This is a genomic window from Pseudomonas sp. LBUM1640 (genome assembly GCF_059716225.1).
In genome coordinates this window covers 3,023,700-3,050,698 of record NZ_CP166816.1, presented here as the reverse complement: position 1 = coordinate 3,050,698, position 26,999 = coordinate 3,023,700, and the positions used below count along the sequence as shown (strand labels likewise).

Here is a 26,999-nt window from a genome sequence, read left to right as displayed (position 1 = left end):
CCGCCATCAACATGACTACCCTTCCCGTCTATAGAAGCTCAACGCCGGGGCCGCTGCATGCGACCTTATTGGCCGGCACCGTGCCGCTGTTTCTCGGCGCCTTGCTCAGTGACATCGCCTACACCCAGACCTACCAGATTCAATGGGCCAACTTCGCCTCCTGGCTGATCGCCGGTGCGCTGGTCTTCGCTGGGTTCGCCTTGTTGTTTGCGCTGGTCAATCTGCTGCGCGCCGAGCGCAAGGCGGGTCAGCCCGTTGTGTATGTCCTGCTGCTGTTGGCCACCTGGGTACTGGGCCTGATCAATGCGTTCCAGCATGCCAAGGATGCTTACGCTGCCATGCCCGCCGGGCTTGTGCTGTCGGTGATCGTCACCGTGCTGACGCTGGCCGCGACCTGGACCGGCCTGCGCACAGGAGGTGCCAAATGAAAACGTCCCATACACTGACCCTACTCAGCACGGCCCTGTTGCTGGCTGCCTGTGGTGGCGAAGGCGACAAAACCCAAGCCCGTGGCCCTGACCCCAAATTACCCGAGCAACAAAGCAGCCTGTTGCCGAGCATGAAAATTGCCGAGCCCACGCCTTGGGGCGAGCAAAAACCCAAGGTGCCGCAGGGCTACAGCGTCACCGCCATCGCCACCGACTTGGCCATCCCCCGGCAAACCCTGGTGCTGCCCAACGGCGACATCCTCGTTGCCGAAGGACGAGGCGGCAGCGCGGCCAAGCTCAAGCCCAAGGACGTAATTGCCAGCGTGATCAAGGCCAAGGGCAACACCCAGATCAAGGGCGGCAACCGCCTCACCCTGCTGCGCGATGCCGACGGTGACGGCACGTATGAACTGAAAACCGTGTTCGCCGACAACCTCAACGCGCCTTATGGCCTGGCCTTCGCCGACGGCAAACTCTATGTCGCCAACCAGGACGCACTGGTGCGCTTCGACTATGCCGACGGCCAGACCAAGGCCAGTGGCCCGCCGACCACAATCACCGACCTGCCGGCGCAGATCAACCACCACTGGACCAAGTCCCTGGCCGTAAGCGAGGACGGGCGCCAGCTCTACGTGGGGATCGGCTCCAACAGCAACATCACCGAGCGCGGCATGGAAGTGGAAATCGACCGAGCGATGGTTTGGCAGATCGATGCCGCCACCGGCGCGCACAAACCCTACGCCACCGGTATTCGCAACCCGACGGCGCTGACCATTCAACCGGGCTCCGGGCAACTGTGGGCAGTGGCCAACGAGCGCGATGAACTGGGCCCCGACCTGGTGCCGGACTACCTGACCTCGGTGCGTGAAGGCGCGTTCTACGGCTGGCCCTACAGCTATTGGGGCCAGAACGTCGACCCGCGTGCGCAACCGCAGAACCCGGCGAAAGTCGCCAGTGCGATCAAACCCGATTACAGCCTGGGCTCCCACGTTGCTGCGTTGGGCGTGGACTTTTCCATCCCTGCCATGGGTGAGACATTCGCCGACGGCGTATTTGTCGGCGAGCACGGCAGTTGGAACCGCGACAACCCGGTGGGCTACAAAGTGATCTTCGTGCCGTTCAGTAACGGTAAACCGGCCGGTGAGCCCATCGATTTCGCCACCGGCTTTCGCGGTGATGACGGCAAGACACGTGGGCGCCCGGTGGGCGTGACGGTGGACCCCAAAGGTGCGCTGATCATCGCCGATGATTTGGCCAACACGATTTGGCGGGTAACGCGAAACCGCTAAACAAAGTGTTTGACTTGGTTGCCTGAAGCAACAATATAATTGCCTCAGGCAACCATCCGAGCACCCTCATGTCTACGACTCTTGTCGAACGCGCCGCGATCATTCGTGGTTTCAACCGTTTCTACACTCACCAGATCGGCGTACTGCAGGAACACCTGCTGCAAAGCGACTTCTCCCTCACCGAAATCCGCGTGATGTACGAACTCTCCTCGCGTGGCGACCTGACCAGTGCCGACCTGTGCCAAATGCTCGGCCTCGATGCGGGTTACCTGAGCCGGCTGATCAGCGGGTTTGAAAAGAAAGGCCTGATCCAAAAAGTCCGCTCCGTCACCGATGCGCGCGCAGTGCAATTGCACCTCAGCGACCTCGGCCGCGCGGTGCTGGCGCCGCTGGAACACAAAACCCAGCAAGAGGTCATCGCCTTGCTTCAAGCCTTGCCCGAACCGCAGCAACAGCAACTGACTGGCGCCATGCAGCGGATCCAGACGCTGCTGCAAGGCCGCTCGCCAAGCTACCTGCTGCGCGACCCGCAACCGGGTGACATGGGTTTGGTGGTGCAACAGCAAGCGGCGCTGTATGCACGTGAGTACAACTGGAATTGGGAGTTTGAAGCGTTGGTGGCGGAGATCGTCGCCAAATACCTGCGCGAATTTGACCCAACGGGCGAGCGCTGCTGGATCGCGGAAAAGGATGGCGAAGTGGTGGGTTCAATCTTCTTGGTGCGCCATGACGAGACCACCGCCAAGCTGCGCATGCTCTACGTCGACGCCAGCGCGCGCGGCATGGGCATCGGCCAGCGCCTGGTGGACGAATGCCTGCGCTTTGCGCGCAATGCAGGTTACAAAAGCATGCTGCTGTGGACGGTGAACACGCTGACCGATGCACGCAAGCTGTATCTGAAAGCCGGGTTTAGCTTGGTTGAAGAAGAGGCCACGGTCAGTTTCGGCAAGGCGCTGGTGAGTGAAACCTGGACACGCGAGTTGTAATGCAGGCCCCATGTGGGAGCGGGCTTGCTCGCGAAGGCGGTGGATCAGGCACTCATAAGTCGACTGACACCCCGCCTTCGCGAGCAAGCCCGCTCCCACATTTGATCTTCGCTGCTTTGAGATAACTGAGTTACAGGTCAGTGATTTCCTTATGGCGCGGCACCAGCGCCTTCATCACGCTCCACGCCACCAGGTAGGCCAGTGCACAGATCGCGAACATGATCATGTAGCCGGTGTGAATATCGTTAATGGACTTGTAGTAGTCGAACACCCAACCACCAATCTTGGTCATCACCACCCCGCCCAAACCACCGGCCATGCCGCCGATGCCGACCACCGAGGCCACGGTTTTCTGCGGGAACATATCGGACACGGTGGTGAAGATGTTGCACGACCACGCCTGATGCGCCGAGGCGCCCACGCCGATCAACAGCACCGGCACCCAGAAGCTCAGGTAGCCGAACGGCTGCGCCAGCAACACCACCAGCGGGAACAGCGCGATCACCAGCATGGCTTTCATGCGGCCATCATAGGGGGCATCGCCGCGCGCCATGAAGTAACTGGGGAACCAGCCACCGCCGATACTGCCGACCATGGTCATGCTGTACAGCACGGCCAGCGGCATCACGATGTCGGCGCCTTTCATGCCGTATTGCGCCGACAGGTAGGTGGGCAGCCAGAACAGGAAGAACCACCACACGCCGTCGGTCATGAACTTGCCGAAGGCAAACGCCCAAGTCTGGCGATAGGTCAGCAGCTTGAACCACGAGACTTTTTTCGGGATTGTACCGGCGGGTTCAGGCGTGAACGGTTGTACTGTCTGGTCGCTGCGGATATAGGCCAGTTCTGCAGCCGACAGGCGTTTTTGCTGCTCCGGTTTTTCGTAAACCATCGCCCACACCGCGACCCACACAAAGCCCAACATGCCGATGACCATGAAGGCCGCTTCCCAGCCCCACATCCCGGCAATCAAGGGCACACAGATCGGCGCCAGAATAGCCCCCACGTTAGCCCCGGAGTTGAAGATACCGGTGGCAAACGAGCGTTCTTTTTTCGGGAAGTATTCGGCGGTGGCCTTGATCGCGATGGGGAAGTTACCCGCCTCGCCAATCGCCAGCACGGCGCGTGACAGCATGAAGCCGGCAATCGACACCGGAATCACCGCCAGGCCAATGGCACCGCTGACCGCCGCGATGCCCTCGCCCATTGGCACCGAGAACGCATGCATGATCGCGCCAGTCGACCAGATACAGATCGCCACCACATAAGCGGCCTTGGTGCCGATCTTGTCGACAAAGCGTCCGGCAAACAGCATGGAGATCGCATAGACAAACTGGAAGACCGCCGCAATGTTGGCGTAGTCCGTGTTGCTCCAGCCAAATTGCGTCGACAGCTGCGGCGCTAAAAGGCTGAGGACCTGGCGGTCGAGGTAATTGACGGTAGTGGCGAAGAACAACATCGCGCAGATGGTCCAGCGATAGTTGCCGACGGCCGTGCCGACGCGATGGGCGTTGAGGGGCTCATTCAAATTCATGGCATCACTTTTTATTTTTGTTAGGTAGGACATACGTAACGTCATATGTCGTCGTACAACTGTGACTTTTATAGCGGGCTCCCTGGGCGGTGTCAATCTCAAAGATTGCCGTTTATTGAGCTATCAGGCCGATATAGAAAGGTTCAATCAGCGGCAGTTGTAGGATGACAAATCCGTAATACCAGGCTTGGCGCCTGGCCCGGCACATCGTCAAGCTCGCCGAAAGGCTGCATGCCGAGCTTTTCCAGGACGCGAATTGACGCTGCGTGATCAGGTCGCACCAACCCGAACACGGCCGGCAGCCCAAGTGTTTCGAACGCCAGCGCCAGCGCATCACGGCCAAGCTGCGTGGCATAGCCCTGCCCCCAGGCTTCGACGGCAAAGCGATAACCCAGGTTGATGCGCCGCTCGGTCAGGTAGTTAAGCGGCGCCACACCGCCAAAGCCTATGACGTGCTCGGGTTGCTCGCTGCGCGCAATCGCCCACCAGCCGTAGCCTTCAGTGGCCCATTGTTCACGCCAGCGGTCCAGCAAGCGCTGGGCATCGGCCAGGCTGGCCATCGGGCCGCTTGGGTTGAACAGGTTGGTCTGCGGGTCGGCGAAGATCGCGAACAATCGCTGCACATCGCTGGGTTCGGGCTTACGGTAGATCAGGCGTGAGGTGGCGGCAGGCATCCGAGTAATTCCTTCTTGAAGCCATGAAGTTCAATTCATTTGCAAAAAAAGGTAAATAGCGGTGAATTATTTCATGTCCGCTTGTATCTGAACTGACAGAGCGGTGCCATTGCAACGATGGCACCTCCCCTGTTCTGTTTTAGAGTGGCCCGCATGAAATTACGTAAAAAAAGCGTCAAACCCATCGGATTGAAAGACATCACCATCGTCGACGACGCCAAGGTGCGCAAGGCAATCACCGCCGCCGCACTGGGTAACGCCATGGAATGGTTCGACTTCGGCGTCTACGGTTTTGTCGCCTATGTGCTCGGCAAGGTGTTCTTCCCCGATGCCTCGCCCAGCGTACAAATGATCGCCGCTTTGGGCACCTTCTCCGTGCCGTTCCTGATTCGCCCGCTGGGTGGCCTGTTCTTCGGCGCCCTGGGTGACAAATACGGACGGCAGAAAGTCCTCGCCGCCACCATCGTGATCATGTCCTTGAGCACCTTCGCCATCGGCCTGATTCCCGGGTATGCCTCGATTGGCATCTGGGCGCCGATCCTGCTGTTGCTGTGCAAAATGGCTCAAGGTTTCTCGGTGGGCGGTGAATACACCGGCGCGTCGATCTTTGTTGCCGAATATGCCCCGGACCGCAAACGCGGGTTCCTCGGCAGCTGGCTGGACTTCGGCTCCATCGCCGGCTTCGTGCTCGGCGCCGGTGTGGTGGTGCTGATCTCGACGATAGTGGGCGAAGCCGATTTCGAAGCCTGGGGCTGGCGCCTGCCGTTCTTCCTCGCCCTGCCCCTGGGCCTCATCGGCCTGTACCTGCGTCACGCGCTGGAAGAAACCCCAGCGTTCCAACAGCACATGGACAAACTCGAGCAAGGCGACCGTCAAGGCCTGACCCACGGCCCCAAAGTGTCGTTCAAAGAGGTCGCCACCCAGCACTGGCGCAGCCTGCTGACCTGCATCGGGATCGTCGCGGCCACGAACGTGACGTACTACATGCTGCTGACCTACATGCCCAGCTACCTGTCGCATAACCTGCATTACAAAGAAAACAGCGGCGTACTGATCATCATCGCGATCATGGTCGGCATGCTGTTCGTGCAGCCGTTCATTGGTTTTATCAGCGACAAGATCGGCCGTAAGCCCTTCATCATCGCCGGCAGCATCGGCCTGCTGTTTCTGTCCATCCCGGCGTTCATGCTGATCACCAGCGGCAAGATCGGCCTGATTTTCGCTGGCCTGCTGATTCTCGCGGTGATCCTGAACTTCTTTATTGGCGTAATGGCCTCGACACTGCCGGCGATGTTCCCCACGCACTTGCGCTACAGCGCGCTGGCCAGTGCGTTCAACGTCTCGGTATTGATCGCCGGCCTTACCCCTACAGCGGTCGCCTGGCTGGTGGAAAGCACCAATGACCTGTACATGCCCGCCTACTACCTGATGGTGTTTGCCGTGGTCGGCCTGGTCACCGGCCTGACCATGAAAGAAACCGCCAACAAGCCCCTGCGCGGCGCGGCACCGGCCGCCTCGGACATGGAAGAAGCCAAGGAAATCCTGCAAGAGCACCACGACAATATCGAGCAGAAAATCGAAGACATCGACGCCGAAATTGCCGCACTCGAAGCCAAGCGCCAGAACCTGGTGCAACAGCACCCACGCATTAACTAAGACCTGACCGTGCGTGGTGGCCCAGGCCGCCACGCCATTGGAGTGCTCAAGCATGCTTCCAAGCGTCACCGCAGCACATGCATTACTCAGCGCCGATGAGCGCGCCGCCATCGCCGAAATCGAAGCCACCACCAGCATCTTGCAATTGGTCACCCGCCTGACCGGCATGCGCTTTGCCGGTATCGCCAAATTCACTGACCAGGAATGGGTCGTGTGTTCGGCCTATGACCCGCTGGAAATGGGGATTAATGCCGGCGACGTACTCGACCTGGAAACCACCCTGTGCAGTGAGTTCTGCATCAATCCCCAGACCTTGTTCATCCCGCAAATCAGCCAGAACGGCCGTTTTGCCGCACGCCCGGTGGTCAAGCAATACGCCATCGAGAGTTATGCCGGCGCGCCGATCTTCCTGCCCGATGGCCGCCTGTTCGGCGCGCTGTGTGCGCTGGACTCACGCGCGATGCTGTTTGACGATCCCAACTTGCCGGAAACCCTGAGCCTGTTTGCGCGGCTGATTGGCTGTATTTTTTTCGCTAACCTGACAACGACTGATCAGTAACCGCCGCTCTGCCCCGCAGCGCAGCAATATCGCGCTTTGGCGGCACGCCGAACAATCGGCTGTACTCGCGACTGAACTGTGAAGGGCTTTCATAACCCACTTGGAACGCTGCACTGGACACGTCCTGATGCTCGTTCAACATCAAACGTCGCGCCTCGTTCAAGCGCAACCACTTCTGATACTGCAACGGGCTCATGGCCGTCAGCTGGCGAAAGTGATGGTGAAAAGTGGCCGCGCTCATTTGTACGCGCGCGGCCAACTCATCCACGCGCAGCGGTTCTCCGTAATTGAGTTTCAGCCAGTCGATCGCCTTGGCAATTCGATAGCCCGGCCCATCCACGGAACAGATCTGGCGCAATCGGCTGGACTGGTCGCTCTTCAACAACCGGTAATGAATCTCGCGCTGAATCAGGGGCGCGAGTACCGGTATCGCCTCAGGCTCATCCAGCAATGCAACCAGGCGCGCGAAAGACGCCAGTATGCCTTCGGTGACAGTGCCAATACCCACCCCCTTCAATACCGCCCGCTCACGCGTCGGCGGCGCATCACTCTGGGCAATCAGCTCGGCGAGGATGCGCAGATCCAGCTTGAAGGTAAGGCCCAGGCACGGCGCCAAGGGGCTGGCGGCCAGTACTTGCGAATTGGCCGGGATGTCCAGTGACGTGACCAGAAACCGCGAAGTGTCGTACGTATAGCCCTCGCCACCGACCCACAACTGCTTCTCGCCCTGGGCAACCAGGACGATGCTCGGCTCGACCATGCACACCACCGGCGCTGCGGGCTGCTCACGCCGATAAAAGCCCAGGCCCGGGATCGGCATGGGGTAGTCGCCGGGTGCCGCGACCCGCGCGGCAATCGACTGAACCAGGGTTTGCAGAGGCGATTGGGAGATGTGCTGTGTCTTCATGGCGGGCTCTTTCTTTTCTTCACTGGACTTTACCGCGCCAGCCCCTTGGCGTCCCAAGTGAGCACGCACACTCAGAGGATCAGGCAAGTATTCCAGTGGAACACACTACAGAACCTTCGAGCGCACCGGGAAAATGGGCCACCCCACTTCGCCAAGGATCAACCAATGAAACGCCTACTGCTCGGCCTGGGTTTGCTGGTGAGTTCTTTTTCTTCAATGGGAGCCGACATGTCCAACGGTGCTGACAACTTCTACAAAAGCGACACAGTGACGATGGAAAAGGTCACCTTCAATAATCAGTACGGCATGCAAGTCGCGGGCACTCTGTTCTTGCCCAAGCGTATTGCGCCAGGCTCAAAAAATTCGGCCATTATCGTCGGCCATCCGATGGGCGCCGTCAAAGAACAGAGCGCCAATCTCTACGCCACAAAAATGGCTGAACAAGGCTTTGTGAGCCTGTCCCTTGACCTGTCGTTCTGGGGCGCAAGCGCGGGCTCGCCGCGCAACGCGGTGCTGCCTGACCTCTACGCCGAGGACTTCAGCGCCGCCGTGGACTTCCTCGGCACTCAGCCGCTGGTCGACCGTGAGCGCATTGGCGTCATCGGCATTTGCGGCAGTGGCAGCTTCGCCATTGCCGCAGCGAAGATCGACCCACGCCTGAAGGCCATCGCCACGGTCAGCATGTACGATATGGGGGCGGCCAACCGCAACGGCCTCAAGCATGGCGTGACGCTGGAGCAACGCCAACAGCTGCTGCTGCAGGCGGCCAACCAACGCTACGTGGAGTTCCAGGGCGGCAACACGGCGTATACCGGCGGCACGCCACACACACTCACCGGTGATGCCGTAGGTGACGAGTTTTACGATTTTTACCGTAGCCCACGCGGCGAGTTCACCCCGGCGGGCGCGTCGGCGCAAACCACTACGCGGCCCACGCTGACCAGCAACGTGAAGTTCATGAACTTCTACCCGTTCAACGACATCGAGACGCTCTCCCCGCGCCCACTGCTGCTGATTGCCGGCGCCGACGCGCACTCCCGTGAGTTCAGCGAAGACGCCTACCAGCGTGCCGCCGAGCCCAAGGAGCTGCTGATTATCCCAGGCGCCGGCCATGTCGACCTTTACGACCGGGTCAACCTGATCCCGTTCGCCAAGCTCACCACTTTCTTCAAAGGCAACCTGCAGTAATGTCCAATCATACTCACACGCATCGCTGGGGCGCCGTGTTCGCCATGGCATTGGCCGCGTTCGCCCTGGTGGCCTCTGAATTCATGCCCGTCAGCCTGCTGACGCCGTTGGCGGCCGACCTGCACATCTCTGAAGGCCAGGCCGGCCAAGGCATTTCAGTGTCTGGGCTGTTCGCCTTGCTTACCAGCCTGGCCATTGCCGCAGTGGCCGCGCGGGTTGATCGCAAACGCTTGTTGTTGGCGCTGACCTTGCTGATGATCCTGTCCGGAACAGTGGTGGCGCTGGCGCCGAACTACCTGACGTTTATGCTCGGCCGTGCGTTGATCGGCGTGGCTATTGGCGGCTTCTGGGCGCTGTCCGCCGCTACCGCGATGCGCCTGGTGCCCGCCGCGCAAGTGCCGCGTGCCTTAGCGATCGTCAATGGCGGGAACGCCCTGGCGACGGTGATTGCGGCGCCGCTGGGCAGCTTCCTCGGTGGCCTGATCGGTTGGCGTGGCGCGTTCTTCTGCGTTGTACCGGTCGCTATTGTTGCCAGCGTATGGCTGCTGATAAGCCTGCCTTCGATCAAGGCGGACGCTGCAGCCAAGACCGGCAACGTATTTCGCCTGATGAAGAGCGCGCCCGTGGCCTTGGGCATGGCGGCCGCCAGTGTGTTCTTTATGGGCCAGTTCATGCTGTTCACTTACCTGCGCCCGTTCTTGGAAAACGTTACTCAGGTCAGTGTGGCTACGCTGTCACTCATGTTATTGGTGCTGGGGCTGGCTGGGCTTGCGGGGACGTTCCTGATTGAGCGCTTTGTGCGAAACAGCCTCTACCTGACGCTGATGGTCATCCCACTGTTGATGGCACTGATCGCCCTAGGGCTGGTTGCGTGGGGCAGTTCGCCAATGGCTACCACTGCTTTGCTGGGCCTGTGGGGGCTGGTGGCCACAGCGGCTCCGGTGGGCTGGTGGACCTGGCTTTCGAGAGTACTGCCGGACGATGCCGAGGCAGGAGGCGGCCTGATGGTCGCAATCATCCAATTGGCAATCGCCTCCGGTGCCACCCTAGGTGGCGCAGTGTTCGACCTGAGCGGCTACCGGGCGACGTTTGAACTCAGCGCAGCGTTGCTGGGTGTCGCCAGCCTGTTGGCTTACCTGACCTCGCGGCGCGCTACAGCGGCGTACGTGGCCACCCCAGCTACCTGAAAAACCGACTCGGCGTCTTGCCAAACTGTTTCTTGAACATGCTGGTAAAGGCGCTCGGGCTTTCATAGCCCAATTCGATGGCCACATCGATGATTTTCTCCCCCACCGCAATGCGCTCCAGTGCCAGCAGCAAGCGCGCCTGTTGGCGCCATTGGCCGAAGGTCAGGCCGGTTTCCTTGCGGAACAGCCGCTGGATGGTTTTCTGGTCAAGGTCCAGCCGTTCACTCCAATCCGCCACCGTCGACGCATCACCTGGCTCGTGTTGCAGCGCCTGGCAAATACGGTTGATGCGCAGGTCCGCCGGCTGGGGCAACGACAGCGGTAGCGCGGGCAGAATGGCCAGTTCATCGAGGATCAGGTGCATGATCCGGGCGTCGCGCGAGTCCTCCGCGTACGGCGGCTTCAGGCTGACCGACGCCTTGATCAGTTCGCTCAGCAGCGGCGAAACACTCACGGTCTTGGGCTCGCTCGGCAAGTTGGGAAAACTGTCCGGGCGCACAAACACACTGCGCATTTTCAACGTGCCGACGCAGCGCAGCGAATGCACTTGCCCGCAGGGCATCCAGAAACCGCGATTGGGCGGCACCGTCCACTGATTCAGCGCCGAGTACACCACCATCACGCCTTCGATGGCGTACAGCAGTTGATGCTTCTCGTGGCTGTGATCGGGGATCACCCAATTTTCGGGGTAATCGGTGGCGGAACTGATGACAGCCCAGTCGCCCTCGTCGATTTCCCGTAGAAATACATCCAATGGTTTGATGATTTCGCCCTTTTTGCGATGGTTGGCGCCCGAATTTCGCGAGACAGGCATTTACAGCGAATCTAGCATAAACACCGCAACATTTAGAAATGGGCAGCGAGCTCAAGTACTCGCCGCCTCTGTTCGCTGCCTTGTATGGAATGCCTGCATGTCGAGCCTCACCGCGTCACCCGCCGCTGCCACCGCTGCGCCGCAAGTAAGCCCGTTGGTTATGCGCGTCCTTGGCGCTTGCGCCCTGGCGCACATGATCAATGACCTGATCCAGGCCGTGCTGCCGTCGGTCTACCCGATGCTCAAAGCCAACTACGGGCTGAGCTTTACCCAGGTGGGCCTGATCACTCTGACTTTCCAACTGACCGCGTCCTTGCTGCAACCCTGGATCGGCTACCACACCGACCGTCATCCCAAGCCCTGGCTGCTGCCGGCCGGCATGGTGTGCACCTTGATCGGCATTCTGATGCTGGCGTTTGTCGGCACCTTCCCCGCTATCCTGCTCGCGGCGGCGCTGGTCGGCGTTGGCTCGTCGACCTTCCACCCGGAAACCTCGCGCGTGGCGCGCCTGGCCTCTGGTGGCCGCTACGGCCTGGCGCAATCGACCTTCCAGGTCGGCGGCAACACCGGCAGCGCCTTCGGCCCGTTGCTCGCGGCGGCGATCATCATTCCCTACGGCCAAACCCATATCGCCTGGTTCGGGCTGTTCGCGGTGTTCGCCATTTTGGTGCTGTACGGCCTGAGCCGCTGGTATCGCCACCACCTCAACCTGTTCAAGCTCAAGCAAGGCGGCAAAGCCACCCACGGCTTGTCCAAAGGCCGCGTGACGTTTGCGCTGGTGGTGCTGGCGCTGCTGGTGTTTTCCAAATACTTCTACATGACCAGCCTGACCAGCTACTTCACCTTCTACCTGATCGAGAAGTTTCAGCTGTCGGTGGCCAGCTCGCAGATGTACCTGTTCCTGTTCCTGGGTGCGGTGGCCGTGGGCACCTTCGCCGGAGGCCCGATTGGCGACAAGATCGGCCGCAAGAAGGTCATCTGGTTCTCGATCCTGGGCGCTGCGCCATTCACCTTGGCCCTGCCTTACGTCGACCTGTTCTGGACCGCCGTGCTCAGCGTGGTGATCGGCTTTATCATCGCCTCGGCCTTCTCGGCCATTGTGGTATTCGCCCAGGAACTGGTGCCGGGCAATGTGGGAATGATCGCCGGTATCTTCTTCGGCCTGATGTTCGGTTTCAGCGGGATAGGTGCCGCGCTGCTCGGCGTGCTCGCCGACAACCACGGCATCGAGTACGTCTACAAAATCTGCTCGTTCCTGCCACTGGCGGGCATCTTGACGATATTGCTGCCCTCGACCAAAGGCGTCTGACTGGCCAATCATCAGCCGGCCGTGTGTTGGGGCCCGGAATGCTCTGAAAAACCTGGGGGTGCGCTTACAATCCCGACTTCAAGCGCACACCCAGGCAGACCCGGCACGAAATAACGCTCGGCCCTCCTACGATTTTGACCCTTAGCGTCGCGCTCGCAGCGGCGGCTGCACTGTACCGGGCCGTTAAATGGCGCAGCGTGCGCGAGCCATCGCTGCTGTTCTGGGCCGCTGGCTTTGCGACCATCAGCCTCGGCACCACTACGTGGCCAAGGCGCTGTCGGTGGTGATCCCGGGCACGCTGATCGACCTCGCCGCGTTCAAGGGCCGGTGACCTCGAGCATCGGTGCCAATCTGTTCGACCAGCCACCGCCGAGCCTCACAGCATTGATCGAACAGGGCGACACCACGCTCTACGAAACCAAGCGCGGCGGGCGTGACAGCATTCGGTTGGTGGATCGTACAGGGGCCGGTTCGTACGCTTAGGAACAGGAGGCAGTTTTCTTTCGTGCAGTACAGATGCGTCGTACATGTAAATGGAACTAAATCGCCTACCCAACCACCCATGCTGGGTCAGTAGATGCCAAGAAGAGCGAAAAACCATGATAGTGAAATCTCCTCCGACTTATCATTCCGACTATTCAATTGATCCGTTGTCCGCTGAAGCGCCCAATGCGGCGTCGACGGTTAGAAATAAACGTGGCGTAGCTGGTAAATTTAACTTATGGCCGCAACACGGGACACTGACTATCGCGTTCATGAACACCCCTGAGCACGAAAAAGAATTTATAAAAAAAAGCATAGAAGACACTTACGGCCCTCTCATCAACTTACAGCTAAAATTTGTTGAAGGTTCTAAAGGCGACGTCCGCATATCCACCGGCAAGGAAGAAAAGGGAACCTGGTCATACTTTGGAACTGAAGCGTTAAAAGTTCCGCCGAATGAGCCGACTATGCATATTGACTATCCTCCCGACACGGGAGATCTTTCAGCGAATATCCTCCATGAATTTGGGCATGCACTCGGCCTGCTGCATGAGCATCAACATCCCGATAGAACGCTTGAATTCAATATACGAGAAACTTACAAACATTTCGAAAACGAATACAAGTGGCGCGTACCACACACCTACCACAATATTTTTAAAAAAGCCGACCCTGCCGACGTCATCACGTCACCCTATGATCAACAATCAATCATGCACTACGACATGAGCGATACAATACTATGGAAGCAACCGTCGACTGGCGCTAATTACGTGCTCAGTGAAAATGACAAAGCATTTCTGCAGACGCTTTACCCGCACTACAAGGGTCGCCCCCGGAACCGACCACAAAGGCCGCGTTAATAGCTATCCTTTGTGCCAACGGGACCGGCGCACTGTATTTCACAGTGCGCGCTCATCTAGCGCTCTCTAATAAAACGTTATAAAGGAAGGCGTATCAACAACCCCGCCCCGGCGATTCTGCTGGGCAGCGAGTGGCAAGTGCTCGCGGCCAACGCCAGCACCGGCCTGTTGTTTGAGTTGGTGGGGATCACGCCCACTGCAACCGACGGGCTGAACCTGCTGACCACGCTGTTGCAACCAGACGGCCTGGGCGATCACCTGATCAACGCTGAAGAGATCCGCACCTTGGCCTGGCAACGCGCAACCCGCGAAGCGCTGGGCAATCCTGCATTGGCGGGGTTACTGGCACGTTTGCCGGTGCCGAGCTGCACTGAAGGGGTGGAAAACGCATGAAGACGGAGCTTGATGGGGCTGCTACGCAGCCCAACGCGAGCAAGCTCGCTCGCCACAAGAGACGGGGAAGTCGTCGTTGTTCATAGCAACCTCAGAACCACCAGGCCACCCAGCCCAAACAAGCAAACCACGCCCAGCCCGTAAGCCAGCGTGCGCCAGGGCTGCAGTTCCGTCAGATACGTCACCGTGTGCGCCATCCGGGCCGTAGTAAAACCCACGAATAGCCAGCCAGTGACAACGCTGGAAGTGGCCAAGGCTATGCACAACCCGCCCAACACCCAAAACAGCGGAATGTTTTCCAGGTCATTCGCCCAGACCCTTTTCGCCCTGCTGACTTGCGGCAGTTCCTCCGATCGTGCCGTGCAACTGAAAAAAGCGGCGTCTTCAAGGTTGGTGAACGCCAGCCGCCGAATCCGGAAGAACCCCTGGTAGCAGGAAATCGCAAACATCTTCAGGCACAACACCAGCACACACCCTGCATAGACATACAAGGGGTCATTCATCTCCGAACCCATTCACAACGATATAGAGCAACGGCCCCACCGACACAAACACCGCCGTCAGCAAAAAATACGGCACCAGCGATACAACCGAGCGCCCTCGCGCCCGCGCATCCCGGTACATCCACACACACGCAAGCAGCGCCATCAGATACAGGTCGATCACCACCTGTGCGGTGTCCGGCTTCGACATCAGTTCCTGCCCAAAGGCCAGCAGCGACTGCTGCGCCGTGAGCATCGTGGCCAGGGTATACAGCGAAAATCCGAGCAAGCCGGCCAGGGCGATATAGGGTCTGTGCATGGTCTCTTTCCTTGAAGTGATCGAGGTTCAACATAGTGATAAGGTTGCGCCTCTCGCAATGACCTCGGAGGTCATGATCAGGCCATGGACACCTCTTCAACCGCCGGCCAACACCTGCGCCAATTGCGTCGACACGCCACGCTCAGCCAGTTGGACCTGGCCTTGATCACGGGTGTTTCCCAGCGCCACCTCAGTTGCATCGAAACCGGCCGCGCCAAGCCAAGCCCTGGCACGTTGCATAACCTGCTGACGGCGTTGCAGGCCCCGCTGGAGCAGTGCAACCAGGTGTTCCTCGCTGCCGGTTACGCGCCGCGTTACACCGCCACCCCACTCGCCTCCCCGGCCATGGCCGCCATTCGTGAAGCCGTCAGCCATGTATTGCACGCCAACAACCCCGCCCCGGCGATTCTGCTGGGCAGCGAGTGGCAAGTGCTCGCGGCCAACGCCAGCACCGGCCTGTTGTTTGAGCTGGTGGGGATCACGCCCACTGCAGCCGACGGGCTGAACCTGCTGACCACGCTGTTGCAACCAGACGGCCTGGGCGATCACCTGATCAACGCTGAAGAGATCCGCACCTTGGCCTGGCAACGCGCAACCCGCGAAGCGCTGGGCAATCCTGCATTGGCGCAATTACTGGCACGTTTGCCGGTGCCGAACTGCACTGAGCCGCCCAATGAACGACCGCCGCTGGTATTGACGCGCATCCGCTCAAATCGCGGTGAGCTGAATTTTCTATCAACCTTCACCACTTTTGGCATGCCCCAGGACATCACCCTCACGTCGCTGCGTATCGAGCATCTGATTCCCGCTGACGAGCCGACGTGGCAGGTAATGCGCGCCGCCTATGCGGATTATGCAGCGCTGGTTTTGTGAAATATCTGTACGTAGACTGCCGCCATACCTCCCACTTGAAGGCGGCGAAAAAACGTGATGCAAGTTACCGAAGTCTCCATTGCCCAACTGCGCGCGGCGCTTGAAAGCGGCCAGACCACTGCCGTTGAACTGGTTAAGGCTTACCTGGCGCGGATCGAGGCCTATGACGGGCCGCAAACCGCGACCGCATTAAACGCCGTGGTGGTGCGCAATCCCGAGGCGCTCAAAGAGGCCGAGGCGAGCGACGCGCGCCGGGCGAAAGGCCAAACCTTGGGGCCATTGGATGGCATTCCCTATACCGCCAAGGACAGCTACCTGGTCAAGGGCCTGACGGCTGCATCCGGCAGCCCGGCCTTCGCCAAGCTGGTGGCGCAGCGCGACGCCTTCACCATCGAACGCCTGCGGGCGGGCGGGGCCATCTGCCTGGGCAAGACCAATATGCCGCCGATGGCCAATGGCGGCATGCAGCGCGGTGTGTATGGCCGCGCAGAAAGCCCGTATAACGCCGACTACCTCACCGCACCGTTTGCCTCCGGCTCGTCCAACGGCGCGGGCACGGCCACGGCTGCCAGCTTCGCGGCCTTCGGCCTGGCCGAAGAAACCTGGTCGAGCGGGCGCGGCCCGGCGTCCAACAACGGCCTGTGCGCCTACACGCCCTCGCGTGGGGTGATTTCGGTGCGCGGCAACTGGCCGTTGACGCCGACCATGGACGTGGTGGTGCCGTATGCGCGCACCATGGCCGACTTGCTTGAAGTACTTGATGTGGTGGTCGCTGAAGACCCAAACCCGCGCGGCGACCTGTGGCGCCTGCAGCCATGGGTGCCGATCCCCAGCGTGGCCTCGGTGCGCCCGGCGTCCTACGCTGAACTGGCGGTTAACAGCGCAGCCCTCGCCGGTAAACGCTTTGGCGTACCGCGCATGTACATCAATGCCGACCCCGAGGCCGGCACCCGCGAGAAGCCCGGAATCGGCGGGCCGACCGGGCAAAAGATCAACACCCGCGCCAGCGTGATCGACCTGTGGCACGCCGCACGCCAGGCGTTGGAAGCGGCCGGCGCCGAAGTAATCGAGGTGGACTTCCCCTTGGTGTCCAACTGCGAAGGCGACCGCCCTGGCACGCCGACGGTGTTTACCCGTGGCTTGGTCTCCAAGGAGTTTTTGCACGACGAATTGTGGGAACTGTCGGCCTGGGCGTTCGATGATTTCCTGCGCGCCAACGACGACCCGGCGCTCAATCGCCTGGCGGATGTCGACGGGCCGAAGATCTTCCCGCACGACCCCGGCACCCTGCCCAACCGTGAGGACGACCTGGCCGCCGGCATGGATGAATATGTGCGCATGGCCGAGCGCGGCATCACGCCGTGGAACGAGATCAGCACGGTGCCGGATGGCCTGCGCGGCCTGGAGCAAACCCGGCGCATCGACCTGGAAGACTGGATGGACACGCTGGGGCTGGATGCAGTGCTGTTCCCGACCGTGGCCGATGTGGGCCCGGCGGATGCCGATATCAATGAAGCCAGCGCCGACATCGCCTGGAGCAACGGCGTCTGGGTGGCCAATGGCAACCTCGCGATTCGCCACCTGGGCGTGCCCACCGTCACGGTGCCGATGGGGGTGATGGCGGACATCGGCATGCCCGTGGGGCTGACCTTCGCCGGGCGCGCCTACGACGATTCGGCGCTGCTGCGCTTTGCGTCGGCGTATGAAGCCACCGGCAGCAAACGCCTGATCCCGCCACGCACGCCGGCGTTGGCAGCAGAATAAACACGGGCAAAAAATGTGGGAGCGGGCTTGCCTGCGATAGCCATAGGTATCTACGCAACTTTTTGTGTTGCATTAGGCCTGTGGCGGGTTTAGGTAGATTGAGTACATATCCGTTGCTGCGGTAACGGCTTCGTATGGTTCCGCTCTTACAGCGGGTCACTTTTGTAAAGACACAAAAGTAACCAAAAAGTCTTTGCCCCACCACTCGGTGCCTCGCTTAGGCTCGGCATGCCCGCACGCAGGCTTGAATCCGTGGGCCGCCGCGATGGGCCATCCTTGGCCCATCGCGGCTAACCCGGCGTCCTGCCGGGTTACCCACGGATTCAAGCCTGCGTTCGGCCATCGTGGTTAATGGGGCCTGTCAGATCAAAATCAAAAGCAGAGCACGGCGGCCTAGTAGCCGACCTGAGTGGTTGAAGCAAAAGCAGATCAAGAACAGAGCAGAAGCAGAGCTGCTTTTCTGTGGGAGCTGGCTTGTCGGACCGCCGAACCGCTGCGATGCAGACACCTCGGTACATCAGGCATACCCAGGTGATGCCTTTGCAGCGGTTCGGCGGTCCAACAAGCCAGCTCCCACATTGACCGAGTACACACATCTACCTGATGTACTGAGCTCAAAATGTGGGAGCGGGCTTGCTCGCGAATGCGGTGGGCCAGTTACAAATAAACTGACAGACACACCGCATTCGCGAGCAAGCCCGCTCCCACAATTAGACCGAGAACAGCTTCAGTAAGCAGGTCGGCTGTCAGGCCGCCTTGGCTTTGCTTTTGATTCAACCACTCAGGTCGGCTACCAGGCCGCCGTGCTGTAGATCTTGATCTTGATTTTGATCTTGATCTTAGGCGCCCCGTTAAACCACGCTGGCCGAACGCAGGCTTTGGAGCGGGGGTAAACCGGCAGGACGCCGGTTTAGCCGCGCTGGGCCATGGATGGCCCATCGCGGCGGCCCCCGCTCCAAAGCCTGCGTGAGGGCACACCGAGCCGGAGGCGAGGTGCCGAGTGGTGGGGCAAGAGCACTTTGGTTACTTTGGTGCTTTTCCAAAGTGACCCGCCGTAAGGGCGGAACCCATATCAGCCAATACCGCAGCAACGGATATGTACCCAGCGCCCCCCCACGACAACCGCAGCATTCAATTCGTAAAAAAGATGTGTAGATACCTATGCTGCGATAGCGGTGGGTCAGCCGGCATATTTGTCACTGACAAATAGCTATCGCAGGCAAGCCCGCTCCCACAGGTTTAGGCTGTATTTCAAATCAGGCCATGTACGGCACGGCGATCAGCAGGATGGCGGTGCCATGGGCGGCGGTCGCTGGCAGCACGCCATAGCGCATGCGCACCAGCGCGCAGGCCAGCCCTTCGATCAGGGTAAACAGCAGCACCGGCCAGCCGAGTTGGGTGACGCTCAACGCCAGGAAGGCATGGCACGCCGCAAACGCTACGCCGCTGATCAATGCCGCGCGCAAGGGCGTCACTTGTTGTTCCAGGTAACCCTGCAAGCACCCGCGAAACAGCACCTCTTCCAACGCATTGGCGCCATAGGCCAAGACCACCATGCCCGGTAGCCACACCCAATAGCCGTGAATCTCGGACGCCTCGATGCCTTGATAAACCCGCAGCGGCACGCCGATCAAACTGCCCACGACAAGCCCTACGCCAAGGCCAACAACCGGGTTGCCGATGCACCAGCGCACCAGCCGCCACAACTCAGGTGCCAGGCGTGCCAGCAGCATAATCAACAACACCGACAGCCCACCCAGTGCCGCCAGCACGAACGCATTGGCGCTGAATGCGATCTGCACGTCGCTGCTGAGCGCCCACAGGCCCAGCGGCGTCATCGCGTCACGCATCAGCACAAACGCTGCCAGCAGGATCAGGATGCGCATCGCGCGCAGCGCCCTGGGCGTCAGCGCGAACCACAGGCCAAACAGCAACAGGCCCGGCGCCACGTAGACGCCGTAATTGATCAATACTGCCAAGCCTTGGGTGATCATGGGCGACTCAGCCGTGTGCGACAGCAATCATGTCGACCTCGACCGCCGCCGACTTCGGCAACTGCATCACCCCAACCGAAGTCCGTGTATGCACCCCGGCGCTGCCCAGGATCTCGTGCAGCAGGTCCGAAGCACCATTGGCTACTTCACTTTGCTGATCAAAATCCTCAGCGCTGCGCACATACACGGTGATACGCGGGATCGCCTTGACCTGGTCCAACGACCCCAGCGCCTGCTTGAGCAAGCCCAGACAACGCAGCGCGCTTATACCGGCGGCAATTTGCGCCTGGGCCAGGCTCAGGCTGTCACCGACTTTGCCCGGCAGTACAATCGTGTCGCCCACGCGCGGAATCTGGCCGCTGATGTACAGGTGGTCGCCGTCGCGAACCAACGGCGTGTAATTGCCGCCGACTTTGAATTCGTCCAGTTGATAGCCGATACGCTGCTGGGCGGCCTGGTATTTTTCATCGCGTGTCATGGGCGTGAATCCTCGTGTCGACGTTGCCACTCATCCACCACATCGCCCAGGGTCTTGGGGGTGTCGTTGCGAATCCAGGCCATGAATGGCCGGTCGAACTTGAACGCTGGCCCACAGTGTTCAAGCATGAAACGGCGTACGTTTTGGGTATTTTTGTAGTGTCGGGTCACGGGAGTGGCGCGAGTGAGGGCGGCGCTGTGCCAGTCCAAATCCATTTTGGCTCTCGGGAGGTTTGTTGTGTGGGCAGTAGCATAGCGATGTGCTAGTCGGGCAGGAAGCTGCATGACGAAGCGCTCAGGTATTTGCGCAGTGTTGGGACGTCGTACAAGAAACTACAACGCTTATAACGGCTAAACCGCTAATCTTTTCAAGATATTTCAAAATTTCACTTTCCTTCCTCACCTGAAATATTGCATGGTTGTACGACGACTTAAATTGTCGCGTCCGCCCCCAACAACAATAAGGAAACACCCATGCCAAACGTCAAAGTGCTGATCGGTTTTCTGTGCCTGTTCACCGGCTACGTCGCAGCTGCGCCTGCCCCCGCCGAGAAGGATGTGGCCCAAGCGGTCGACCAACTGACTCAAGCCATGCTGCACCTGGACCTCAAGCAGCTTCACGCGTTGACCTCCGACAAACTCACCTACGGCCACTCCAGCGGCAAGGTGCAGAACAAAGCGCAATTTATCGCTGACCTTGAAACCCACACCAGCGCCTTCAAAACCCTCGAAATGCAGAACCAGACCATCACCCTCGACGGCGACACCGCGCTGGTGCGCAACCACTTTCACGCACTGGCGGTGAACAGCGGCGTCGATACGCCGACCGACATCGACAACTTCCAGGTCTGGCAGAAGCAAAAAGGCAAATGGCTGCTGATCGGGCGTCAGGCTTACAAGTACTGATCGCGCTGGGTGCGGCTCACCACCGCACCACTTCGCGTACCTTCATCAGCGCCTCACGCAGCGCCCCCATATCCACCGAGCCCAGCGCCAACCGCAACGCATGCGGCACGGTCGCCGACACCGCAAACGGCTCGGCGGTGGACACGCAAATACCTTCGCGCTGCAACCCCATGGCAACCTGATCAGCCCGCGCATCTTCCCCCAGCGGCAACCACAAAAAATACGATGAAGGGTGGCTGATGTACTCCACGCCTTTGAGCACTTGCGCCGCCAAGGCCTGTCGCGCCTGGGCATCCTGGCGTTTTTGCGCTTCCAACTGAGCGACGGTGCCGTCCTCGATCCAGGCCACGGCCAGCGCGCTCATCACCCCGGGCACGTTCCAGGTGGTGGCCATGATGGTGCGTTCCAGCTTCTTTACCCACACCGTCGGCGCTGCAATAAACCCAACGCGCAAACCGGTGGCAACGCTCTTGGAAAACCCGCCGACGTACACCGTGCGCTCAGGTGCCAAGGTCGCCAGGGGCGGCGGAGCCTCTGCGGCCAGAAACGCGTAGGCCGCGTCCTCGATGATCATCAGGTTGTGCTGACGGGCAATGCTGACCAGTTGCTCGCGTTGCGCCAGGCTCATCACCCAGCCCAACGGGTTATGTAAGGTCGGAATGCTGTACACCGCGCGCACCGGGCGTTTGCTGCACAGGCGTTGCAGTGCATCCAGATCCGGGCCGCTGGCGGTGACCGCGATTGCGACGATTTCCAGGTGCAGGGTTTCGGCCAGCACCTTGAAGCCTGAATACGTCAGCGCATCAACCGCGATCACATCGCCGGGCTTGAGCAGCGCCATCATCGTCACTGCCAACCCATGCTGGGCGCCGCTGACCACCAGCACCTGCTCGGCCTCGACGTTCAGCCCTCGGCTCAACAGATGCCGCGCCACTGCCGCGCGCTCGTGCAGGCGGCCGGCGTGGGGCTGGTAACGCAGCAAGGCTTCGAGGTCGCCCGACAGCGCCAGTTGGCGCAAGGCCGTGCGCAACAGATCAGCCTGGCCAGGCAGCGATGGGTAGTTGAAGTTGAGGTCGAGCATGCCGGTTCCTACGCTCATCTGCCCACTGCCCTGCCCTGGCGGTAGCGAGATCTCACGCACGAACGTGCCACGCCCGGTTTCACCGCTGACCAGGCCCATGGCCTCTAGCTCGGTGTACACCCGGCTGGCCGTGACCAGCGCCAGGCCATGGTCGGCAGCCAATTGTCGGTGCGTTGGCAGGCGCGTACCGGGCAGCAGTTTGCCGCTGCGGATGTCCTCGGCAAAGGTGTCGACCAACGACTTGTAGCGGGCGCGTGGCATTGGCGATGTATCCATGACAATTTTTTGATTGTCTTAATCTTCAATCCTAGGATGGCCAAACGCAACTTATCCTTTTCGGACACGCCCCCATGGAACGTACTTCACGGCTCAGCTCCCTCGACAGCAGCACCCAAGGTTGGATCAACGGTTTTATCGGCGTGGTGATTTTCAGCGGCTCATTGCCGGCCACGCGCCTGGCGGTGATGGAATTCGACCCGGTGTTCCTGACCATGATTCGCGCCACGTTGGCCGCCGCACTGGGGCTGTGCCTGCTGTGGCTGTTCAAGGAGAAACGCCCCGTGCGCAGCCAATGGGCGCCGCTGGCAATCGTCGCGCTCGGCGTGGTCATTGGCTTCCCGCTGCTGACAGCACTGGCGCTGCAATACGTAACCTCGGCCCACTCCATCGTCTTCATCGGCCTGCTGCCCCTGGCCACGGCGGTGTTTGGCGTGCTGCGTGGCGGTGAGCGGCCGCGCCCGGTGTTCTGGTTGTTTTCGATTCTCGGCAGCCTGCTGGTAATGGGCTACGCCTTCGCCCAAGGCTTGAGCGCCGCGCCGGCCGGTGACGTGCTGATGCTGCTGGCGGTGCTGGTGTGCGGTTTGGGCTATGCCGAGGGCGCCAAGCTGTCGCGCAGCCTCGGCGGCTGGCAGGTAATCTCCTGGGCGCTGGTGCTGTCGCTGCCGGTGGTGGCGCCGCTGAGTGTGATCCTCGCCCCCACAACCCTGGCCGGCATCAGCCTGCCGGCCTGGTTGAGCCTGGGCTATGTGGCACTGTTCAGCATGCTGATCGGTTTTGTGTTCTGGTATCGCGGCCTGGCCCAGGGTGGCATCGGCGCCGTCGGCCAATTGCAGTTGCTGCAACCGTTCTTCGGCCTGGCGCTGGCGGCGGGCCTGCTGCATGAGCAGGTCAGCCTGGGCATGCTGCTGGTGACCGTTGCGGTGATCGGCTGCGTAGCGGGTGCAAAAAGGTTCGCGCGTTAGCGCTGCGGCGCGACCATCTTGAATTTGATGTTGATGTCGTTGGACACCACGCTGTTGCCCGCCCATTCGCCCTCGCCGATCTTGAAGTCGGCGCGCTTGAGCACGAATTCACCGTCGAACACGCCAATGCCGCTTTGCTCCTTGAGCAGCACAGTGATGTCCACCGGCCGCGTGATGCCTTTGATCGTCAGGTTGCCGGTGATCTTGTAGCGGTTATCGCCCAGCGCGGTGGCGCCGTTGGATTCATACACACCGACCGGATAGGCCGCGGTGTCGAACCAAGCGGGTTGCTGCAGCTGGGTATTGGCGTCCTGGCTGCCGGCATCGATGCTGGCGAGCTGGATCTTGAGCAACGCATGCGCCGCCTCAGGCTTTTGCGTATCGAAGCTCAGGGTGCCCTCAAAGTCGCTGAAGGTGCCGTACACCCGCTGCCCGAACTGCTGAAAGGTAAAGCTGATCTGGCTGGCCGTGCGGTTGACGTCTTTGAATTCCACGGCCTGCGCGTTGGCAAACCAACCGAAGATCAGCGCCAGCAGGAACACCTTGGACATTCGACGCTTCATGCAACACTCCACAAGAGAAAAGGACACAGGTGCTGAGCTAACACGCCATGCCATGGATTTATTCCCTTTCGGTGCGCGCCCTGCTACACAGAGTAGTCGCCAAAAGAAACAATAAGGACTTTGCATGCACACCCCTTCCCTGCAGGACACCACCGCCCCCGAAGGCATCTGCTATGGCTGCGGCGGCAGCAACCCGCACGGCCTGCACATCAAGAGCCGTTGGGATGCCGATGGCGTCCATGTCATCGCCGAGCATCAGCCCGAGGCCAAATACAGCGGCTGGCCCGAACTGGTCTACGGCGGCCTGATCGCCATGCTGGTGGACTGCCACTCCAACTGGACCGCCATGGCCTATCACTACCGCGCCGAACAGCGCGAACCCGGCAGCCTGCCGCGCATCGACTGCGTCACCGGCAACCTGGGCATCAAATTCATCAAGCCCACGCCCATGGGCGTAACGCTGAGCCTGCGCGCGCGGGTCGAGGGCGAAGTGGGGCGTAAAAGCCGCGTGGTCTGCGAGGTGTACGCCGGTGACGTGCTCACCGAAATCGGCGACTCGGTCTTTGTGCGCGTCGACACCCGGCAACTGTCAGACTCCGCCCATGGCCGCGTGCGCTGATCCTGGTCTACATTGACTGGCACCGCCAATCGAGGATTGCACCGATGACTCGTCTCACCGCGAAAGACTTTGCCCCCGAACTGCTGGAACTCTACGACGGCTACGCCCACGGCAAGCTCAACCGCCGCGAATTTCTCGACCGCGCCGCGCTGTTCACCTTCGGCGGCCTCACCGCCTCCGCACTGCTGGCGGCCCTGAGCCCCAACTACGCGCTGGCCGAACAAGTCAAATTCACCGACCCGGACATCATCGCCGACTACATCACCTACCCCTCGCCCAAAGGCAACGGCACCGTGCGCGGCTACCTGGTACGCCCGGCCAAAGCCAGCGGCAAACTGCCGGCCGTGGTGGTGGTTCACGAAAACCGCGGCCTCAACCCGTATATCGAAGACGTCGCCCGCCGCCTGGCCAAAGCCGGCTTCATCGCCCTGGCGCCCGACGGCCTGACCTCCGTGGGCGGCTATCCCGGCAACGATGAAAAAGGCGTGGAGCTGCAACAGAAAGTCGACCCCGAAAAGCTCATGAACGACTTCTTCGCCGCCATTGAATGGCTGATGCACCACGACAGCAGCACCGGCAAAGTCGGGATAACCGGCTTCTGCTATGGCGGCGGCGTGACCAATGCGGCGGCGGTGGCTTACCCGGAATTGGGTGCAGCGGTGTCGTTCTACGGGCGTCAACCGGAAGCCAAGGACGTGCCACGCATCAAGGCGCCGATCATGCTGCATTACGGCGAGTTGGATACGCGGATCAATGAGGGTTGGCCGGCGTATGAAAAAGCGTTGAAGGCGGCGGGTACGACGTACGAGGCGTATATCTACAAGGGCGCCAACCATGGGTTTCACAATGATTCGACGCCAAGGTATGACGAAGCGGCGGCGAATCTGGCATGGGAAAGAACGCTTGGCTGGTTCCACAAATACCTGGCCTAGCTGCGATCTAAACTGTGGGAGCTGGCTTGCCTGCGATGGCGGTCTTCCAGTGAAAAATATGCTGGCTGGCCCGACGCTATCGCAGGCAAGCCAGCTCCCACATTTGATCGGTGTTGGTTGATCGACATGCATTGTTAAAGGCCAGCAATCCATATCCCTTTAATTTGCAGGAAGTTTCCTAGACAATCCTTCGGCCTTGCGCCTGCTCACGCCACTGGCTAGCCTTCGCTCTGTCGCTGCACATCAGCGATCGGGTGTGGAAACCTGGGAATCAGTAGGCGCAAAGCGCCAGCACCATCAGACCGATGTCGGCGTTTTCTTTTCGCCTTCAGAAAGCTATATGGCGGCTGTTCGTGGGCAGACTTCGGTCTGACCGGGTCCTACTGCCTGGTTTTCCACCCTGCGTACAGCTGCCACCCTTTGTCGTGTGGAAACGACATCAGGATGGCTCCCATTTTCAGTAGGAGCTTATGCATGAGCAAAATTGTCCCGGACCCACCCCGCGCCATCCCAGACCGCGAAGTCTTCGAGCGCGCCCTAAGTCACTACCTGCAACCCGCCTCACCACCATTCTTTACCGTGCACCAAGACCTCAGCTTCGAAGACGCCCTCGCCCAAACCTGCGACCTGCTGCGCTGTGCTGCAGCCACCGCCGCCGAAACCCTCCAAGGCCTGACCGGCGATCAACGCCACATGGCCGGCGCCACCGAACACCTGATCGACATGGCTCGCACACTGGCCGACCGCGCACTGGATTGCCTGCAACCCAAGGCATAAGCCACAACCCCTGACACGACACCACCCAAAATGTGGGAGCGGGCTTGCTCGCGAAGGCGGTGGGTCAGTACCGGATCAGTTGGCTGACACACCGCCTTCGCGAGCAAGCCCGCTCCCACATTGAGCAGTCGCAGTTTTCCAGATCAGTGTTCTAGGGCATACCGCCGACAATGGTTGAGATAACCCTGCTCATGGCTGCCCACCAATTGCACCACACTGGTCCATAACCACGACGGTGCATCCAGCTGTTTGGAGCGGTTTTCCTGCAAAACCGCCATCCACTGTTTGCGCGTATCGCGGTCCATCTGCCGGGCGTGGGCGATGCCGACCACGCGCGCCAGGTAACCGGCGGCGTGCAGGGCGTCGGTTTCGCTGAGTTCATCCAGTTCCAGTTTCATGTCCTGGGGCAGCAGCTCGCGGATGAAGAGTCCGTGGTCCAAAAAGCGCGTCGCCAGCATGCGCTCACCCAAGCCCGGTGACAGCTTACGTGCGCCCTCCACCACCCGCCGCGCGTTATCCCTGGTCATCTTCGCGCGCAACCCACGCGGTGCAGCAGCGCCGACGGCTTGCTTGATGTCGATCAGGCAGTATTCCTGATCATCCTTCATTTCTTCGAGCATGCGCGCGGTGGTCACCTCTGGCAGGTCCGAGCCACGTCCACAAATGTTTCATTATGTTTCAAAAAAAGTGGCGCAAGGCCT

The 26,999-nt window shown here is 60.5% G+C and carries 27 protein-coding genes and 4 pseudogenes; 19 read left to right on the top strand and 12 right to left on the bottom strand.

Features of this window, described 5'->3' with window-relative positions; all coding sequences use genetic code 11:
* Positions 1-5: 5 nt before the first annotated feature.
* From ACA065_RS13740 to ACA065_RS13730, 3 genes are all read left to right on the top strand, one after another.
* Positions 6-428 (top strand): DUF2231 domain-containing protein, encoded by a 423-nt coding sequence (locus ACA065_RS13740; RefSeq protein WP_497695346.1) that lies wholly within the window; start codon positions 6-8, stop codon positions 426-428.
* Complete coding sequence (locus ACA065_RS13735; protein WP_497694970.1) at positions 425-1,717, top strand: PQQ-dependent sugar dehydrogenase; 1,293 nt, start codon at positions 425-427, stop codon at positions 1,715-1,717. Before ACA065_RS13740 ends, ACA065_RS13735 begins: the two co-directional genes overlap by 4 nt.
* 68 nt (positions 1,718-1,785) lie before the next feature.
* A complete protein-coding gene (locus ACA065_RS13730) occupies positions 1,786-2,703 on the top strand; it encodes a bifunctional helix-turn-helix transcriptional regulator/GNAT family N-acetyltransferase (protein ID WP_497694969.1) in 918 nt (305 codons plus the stop codon).
* A gap of 130 nt (positions 2,704-2,833) precedes the next feature.
* Here the strand turns inward: ACA065_RS13730 and ACA065_RS13725 are convergent, their stop codons facing one another.
* Both ACA065_RS13725 and ACA065_RS13720 read right to left on the bottom strand, forming a co-directional pair.
* On the bottom strand, positions 2,834-4,237 hold the full coding sequence (locus tag ACA065_RS13725; RefSeq protein ID WP_263273165.1) for an MFS transporter: 1,404 nt from the start codon (positions 4,235-4,237) through the stop codon (positions 2,834-2,836).
* Positions 4,238-4,380: 143 nt separating this feature from the next.
* Positions 4,381-4,911, bottom strand: a complete 531-nt coding sequence (locus ACA065_RS13720; RefSeq protein ID WP_497694968.1) for a GNAT family N-acetyltransferase — start codon at positions 4,909-4,911, stop codon at positions 4,381-4,383.
* A 153-nt stretch (positions 4,912-5,064) separates the two neighbouring features.
* On the opposite strand from ACA065_RS13720, the gene proP reads away from it, so the two are divergent.
* A complete protein-coding gene (proP, locus tag ACA065_RS13715; RefSeq protein WP_497694967.1) occupies positions 5,065-6,567 on the top strand; it encodes a glycine betaine/L-proline transporter ProP in 1,503 nt (500 codons plus the stop codon).
* A gap of 52 nt (positions 6,568-6,619) precedes the next feature.
* Positions 6,620-7,126, top strand: coding sequence for a GAF domain-containing protein (locus tag ACA065_RS13710; RefSeq protein ID WP_497694966.1), 507 nt, complete (start codon positions 6,620-6,622; stop codon positions 7,124-7,126).
* Here ACA065_RS13710 and ACA065_RS13705 read toward each other — a convergent pair.
* Positions 7,101-8,033, bottom strand: coding sequence for an AraC family transcriptional regulator (locus ACA065_RS13705; protein WP_497694965.1), 933 nt, complete (start codon positions 8,031-8,033; stop codon positions 7,101-7,103). The two genes, ACA065_RS13710 and ACA065_RS13705, sit on opposite strands and share 26 nt — an antisense overlap.
* A gap of 165 nt (positions 8,034-8,198) precedes the next feature.
* Here ACA065_RS13705 and ACA065_RS13700 point away from each other — a divergent pair, with 165 nt between their 5' ends.
* Entirely contained in the window at positions 8,199-9,221 is a 1,023-nt protein-coding gene (locus ACA065_RS13700) for an alpha/beta hydrolase (protein WP_497694964.1), read from the top strand.
* Complete coding sequence (locus tag ACA065_RS13695; RefSeq protein WP_497694963.1) at positions 9,221-10,408, top strand: MFS transporter; 1,188 nt, start codon at positions 9,221-9,223, stop codon at positions 10,406-10,408. The genes ACA065_RS13700 and ACA065_RS13695 overlap by 1 nt, the downstream gene beginning before the upstream one ends.
* Here the strand turns inward: ACA065_RS13695 and ACA065_RS13690 are convergent.
* A complete protein-coding gene (locus tag ACA065_RS13690; protein ID WP_497694962.1) occupies positions 10,401-11,222 on the bottom strand; it encodes an AraC family transcriptional regulator in 822 nt (273 codons plus the stop codon). The genes ACA065_RS13695 and ACA065_RS13690 overlap by 8 nt on opposite strands.
* 97 nt (positions 11,223-11,319) lie before the next feature.
* Between ACA065_RS13690 and ACA065_RS13685 the strand changes: the two genes are divergently transcribed.
* From ACA065_RS13685 to ACA065_RS13665, 5 genes and pseudogenes are all read left to right on the top strand, one after another.
* Positions 11,320-12,531 carry an MFS transporter gene (locus tag ACA065_RS13685; protein WP_497694961.1) on the top strand — a complete coding sequence of 404 codons (1,212 nt, stop codon included), beginning with the start codon at positions 11,320-11,322 and terminating at the stop codon, positions 12,529-12,531.
* Positions 12,532-12,641: 110 nt separating this feature from the next.
* A pseudogene (locus ACA065_RS13680) lies at positions 12,642-12,791 on the top strand (GGDEF domain-containing protein); the annotation flags it as partial.
* A gap of 64 nt (positions 12,792-12,855) precedes the next feature.
* Positions 12,856-13,014: pseudogene (locus ACA065_RS13675) on the top strand (GGDEF domain-containing protein); the annotation flags it as partial.
* 116 nt (positions 13,015-13,130) lie between these two features.
* The gene (locus ACA065_RS13670) at positions 13,131-13,877 is read left to right on the top strand and encodes a M12 family metallopeptidase (protein WP_497694960.1); all 747 of its coding nucleotides are present in this window, start codon (positions 13,131-13,133) and stop codon (positions 13,875-13,877) included.
* 96 nt (positions 13,878-13,973) lie between these two features.
* A pseudogene (locus ACA065_RS13665) lies at positions 13,974-14,252 on the top strand (MmyB family transcriptional regulator); the annotation flags it as partial.
* Positions 14,253-14,350: 98 nt separating this feature from the next.
* Here the strand turns inward: ACA065_RS13665 and ACA065_RS13660 are convergent.
* A complete protein-coding gene (locus ACA065_RS13660) occupies positions 14,351-14,773 on the bottom strand; it encodes an MAPEG family protein (protein WP_497694959.1) in 423 nt (140 codons plus the stop codon).
* On the bottom strand, positions 14,766-15,071 hold the full coding sequence (locus ACA065_RS13655; RefSeq protein WP_497694958.1) for a DUF2834 domain-containing protein: 306 nt from the start codon (positions 15,069-15,071) through the stop codon (positions 14,766-14,768). Before ACA065_RS13655 ends, ACA065_RS13660 begins: the two co-directional genes overlap by 8 nt.
* Positions 15,072-15,155: 84 nt before the next feature.
* Here ACA065_RS13655 and ACA065_RS13650 point away from each other — a divergent pair, with 84 nt between their 5' ends.
* Positions 15,156-15,944 (top strand): helix-turn-helix domain-containing protein, encoded by a 789-nt coding sequence (locus tag ACA065_RS13650; protein WP_497694957.1) that lies wholly within the window; start codon positions 15,156-15,158, stop codon positions 15,942-15,944.
* A 54-nt stretch (positions 15,945-15,998) separates the two neighbouring features.
* Complete coding sequence (locus tag ACA065_RS13645; RefSeq protein WP_497694956.1) at positions 15,999-17,708, top strand: amidase; 1,710 nt, start codon at positions 15,999-16,001, stop codon at positions 17,706-17,708.
* Between the two features lie 1,256 nt (positions 17,709-18,964).
* Here the strand turns inward: ACA065_RS13645 and ACA065_RS13640 are convergent.
* From ACA065_RS13640 to ACA065_RS13630, 3 genes are read right to left on the bottom strand one after another with little or no spacing between them, the layout of a single operon-like run.
* Entirely contained in the window at positions 18,965-19,702 is a 738-nt protein-coding gene (locus tag ACA065_RS13640) for a CPBP family intramembrane glutamic endopeptidase (RefSeq protein ID WP_497694955.1), read from the bottom strand.
* 7 nt (positions 19,703-19,709) lie between these two features.
* Positions 19,710-20,180 carry a RidA family protein gene (locus ACA065_RS13635; RefSeq protein WP_497694954.1) on the bottom strand — a complete coding sequence of 157 codons (471 nt, stop codon included), beginning with the start codon at positions 20,178-20,180 and terminating at the stop codon, positions 19,710-19,712.
* Positions 20,177-20,395, bottom strand: a complete 219-nt coding sequence (locus ACA065_RS13630; RefSeq protein ID WP_497694953.1) for a DUF6434 domain-containing protein — start codon at positions 20,393-20,395, stop codon at positions 20,177-20,179. The genes ACA065_RS13635 and ACA065_RS13630 overlap by 4 nt, the downstream gene beginning before the upstream one ends.
* A 258-nt stretch (positions 20,396-20,653) precedes the next feature.
* Between ACA065_RS13630 and ACA065_RS13625 the strand changes: the two genes are divergently transcribed.
* Positions 20,654-21,085, top strand: a complete 432-nt coding sequence (locus ACA065_RS13625) for a nuclear transport factor 2 family protein (RefSeq protein ID WP_159956106.1) — start codon at positions 20,654-20,656, stop codon at positions 21,083-21,085.
* 16 nt (positions 21,086-21,101) lie between these two features.
* Here ACA065_RS13625 and ACA065_RS13620 read toward each other — a convergent pair whose 3' ends face one another.
* A complete protein-coding gene (locus tag ACA065_RS13620) occupies positions 21,102-22,427 on the bottom strand; it encodes an aminotransferase-like domain-containing protein (protein ID WP_497694952.1) in 1,326 nt (441 codons plus the stop codon).
* An 89-nt stretch (positions 22,428-22,516) separates the two neighbouring features.
* Here ACA065_RS13620 and ACA065_RS13615 point away from each other — a divergent pair, with 89 nt between their 5' ends.
* Positions 22,517-23,407 carry a DMT family transporter gene (locus tag ACA065_RS13615; RefSeq protein WP_497694951.1) on the top strand — a complete coding sequence of 297 codons (891 nt, stop codon included), beginning with the start codon at positions 22,517-22,519 and terminating at the stop codon, positions 23,405-23,407.
* On the opposite strand, the gene ACA065_RS13610 is transcribed toward ACA065_RS13615, so the two are convergent.
* Complete coding sequence (locus ACA065_RS13610) at positions 23,404-23,970, bottom strand: YceI family protein (protein ID WP_497694950.1); 567 nt, start codon at positions 23,968-23,970, stop codon at positions 23,404-23,406. The two genes, ACA065_RS13615 and ACA065_RS13610, sit on opposite strands and share 4 nt — an antisense overlap.
* Before the next feature lie 124 nt (positions 23,971-24,094).
* Between ACA065_RS13610 and ACA065_RS13605 the strand changes: the two genes are divergently transcribed.
* From ACA065_RS13605 to ACA065_RS13595, 3 genes are all read left to right on the top strand, one after another.
* Positions 24,095-24,589, top strand: coding sequence for a PaaI family thioesterase (locus ACA065_RS13605; protein WP_497694949.1), 495 nt, complete (start codon positions 24,095-24,097; stop codon positions 24,587-24,589).
* A gap of 44 nt (positions 24,590-24,633) precedes the next feature.
* A complete protein-coding gene (yghX, locus tag ACA065_RS13600; RefSeq protein WP_128592263.1) occupies positions 24,634-25,521 on the top strand; it encodes a YghX family hydrolase in 888 nt (295 codons plus the stop codon).
* 474 nt (positions 25,522-25,995) lie between these two features.
* Entirely contained in the window at positions 25,996-26,298 is a 303-nt protein-coding gene (locus tag ACA065_RS13595; RefSeq protein WP_497694948.1) for a DUF6124 family protein, read from the top strand.
* A 143-nt stretch (positions 26,299-26,441) separates the two neighbouring features.
* Here the strand turns inward: ACA065_RS13595 and ACA065_RS13590 are convergent.
* Positions 26,442-26,903: pseudogene (locus ACA065_RS13590) on the bottom strand (DUF2252 family protein); the annotation flags it as partial.
* Between the last annotated feature and the right edge of the window lie 96 nt (positions 26,904-26,999).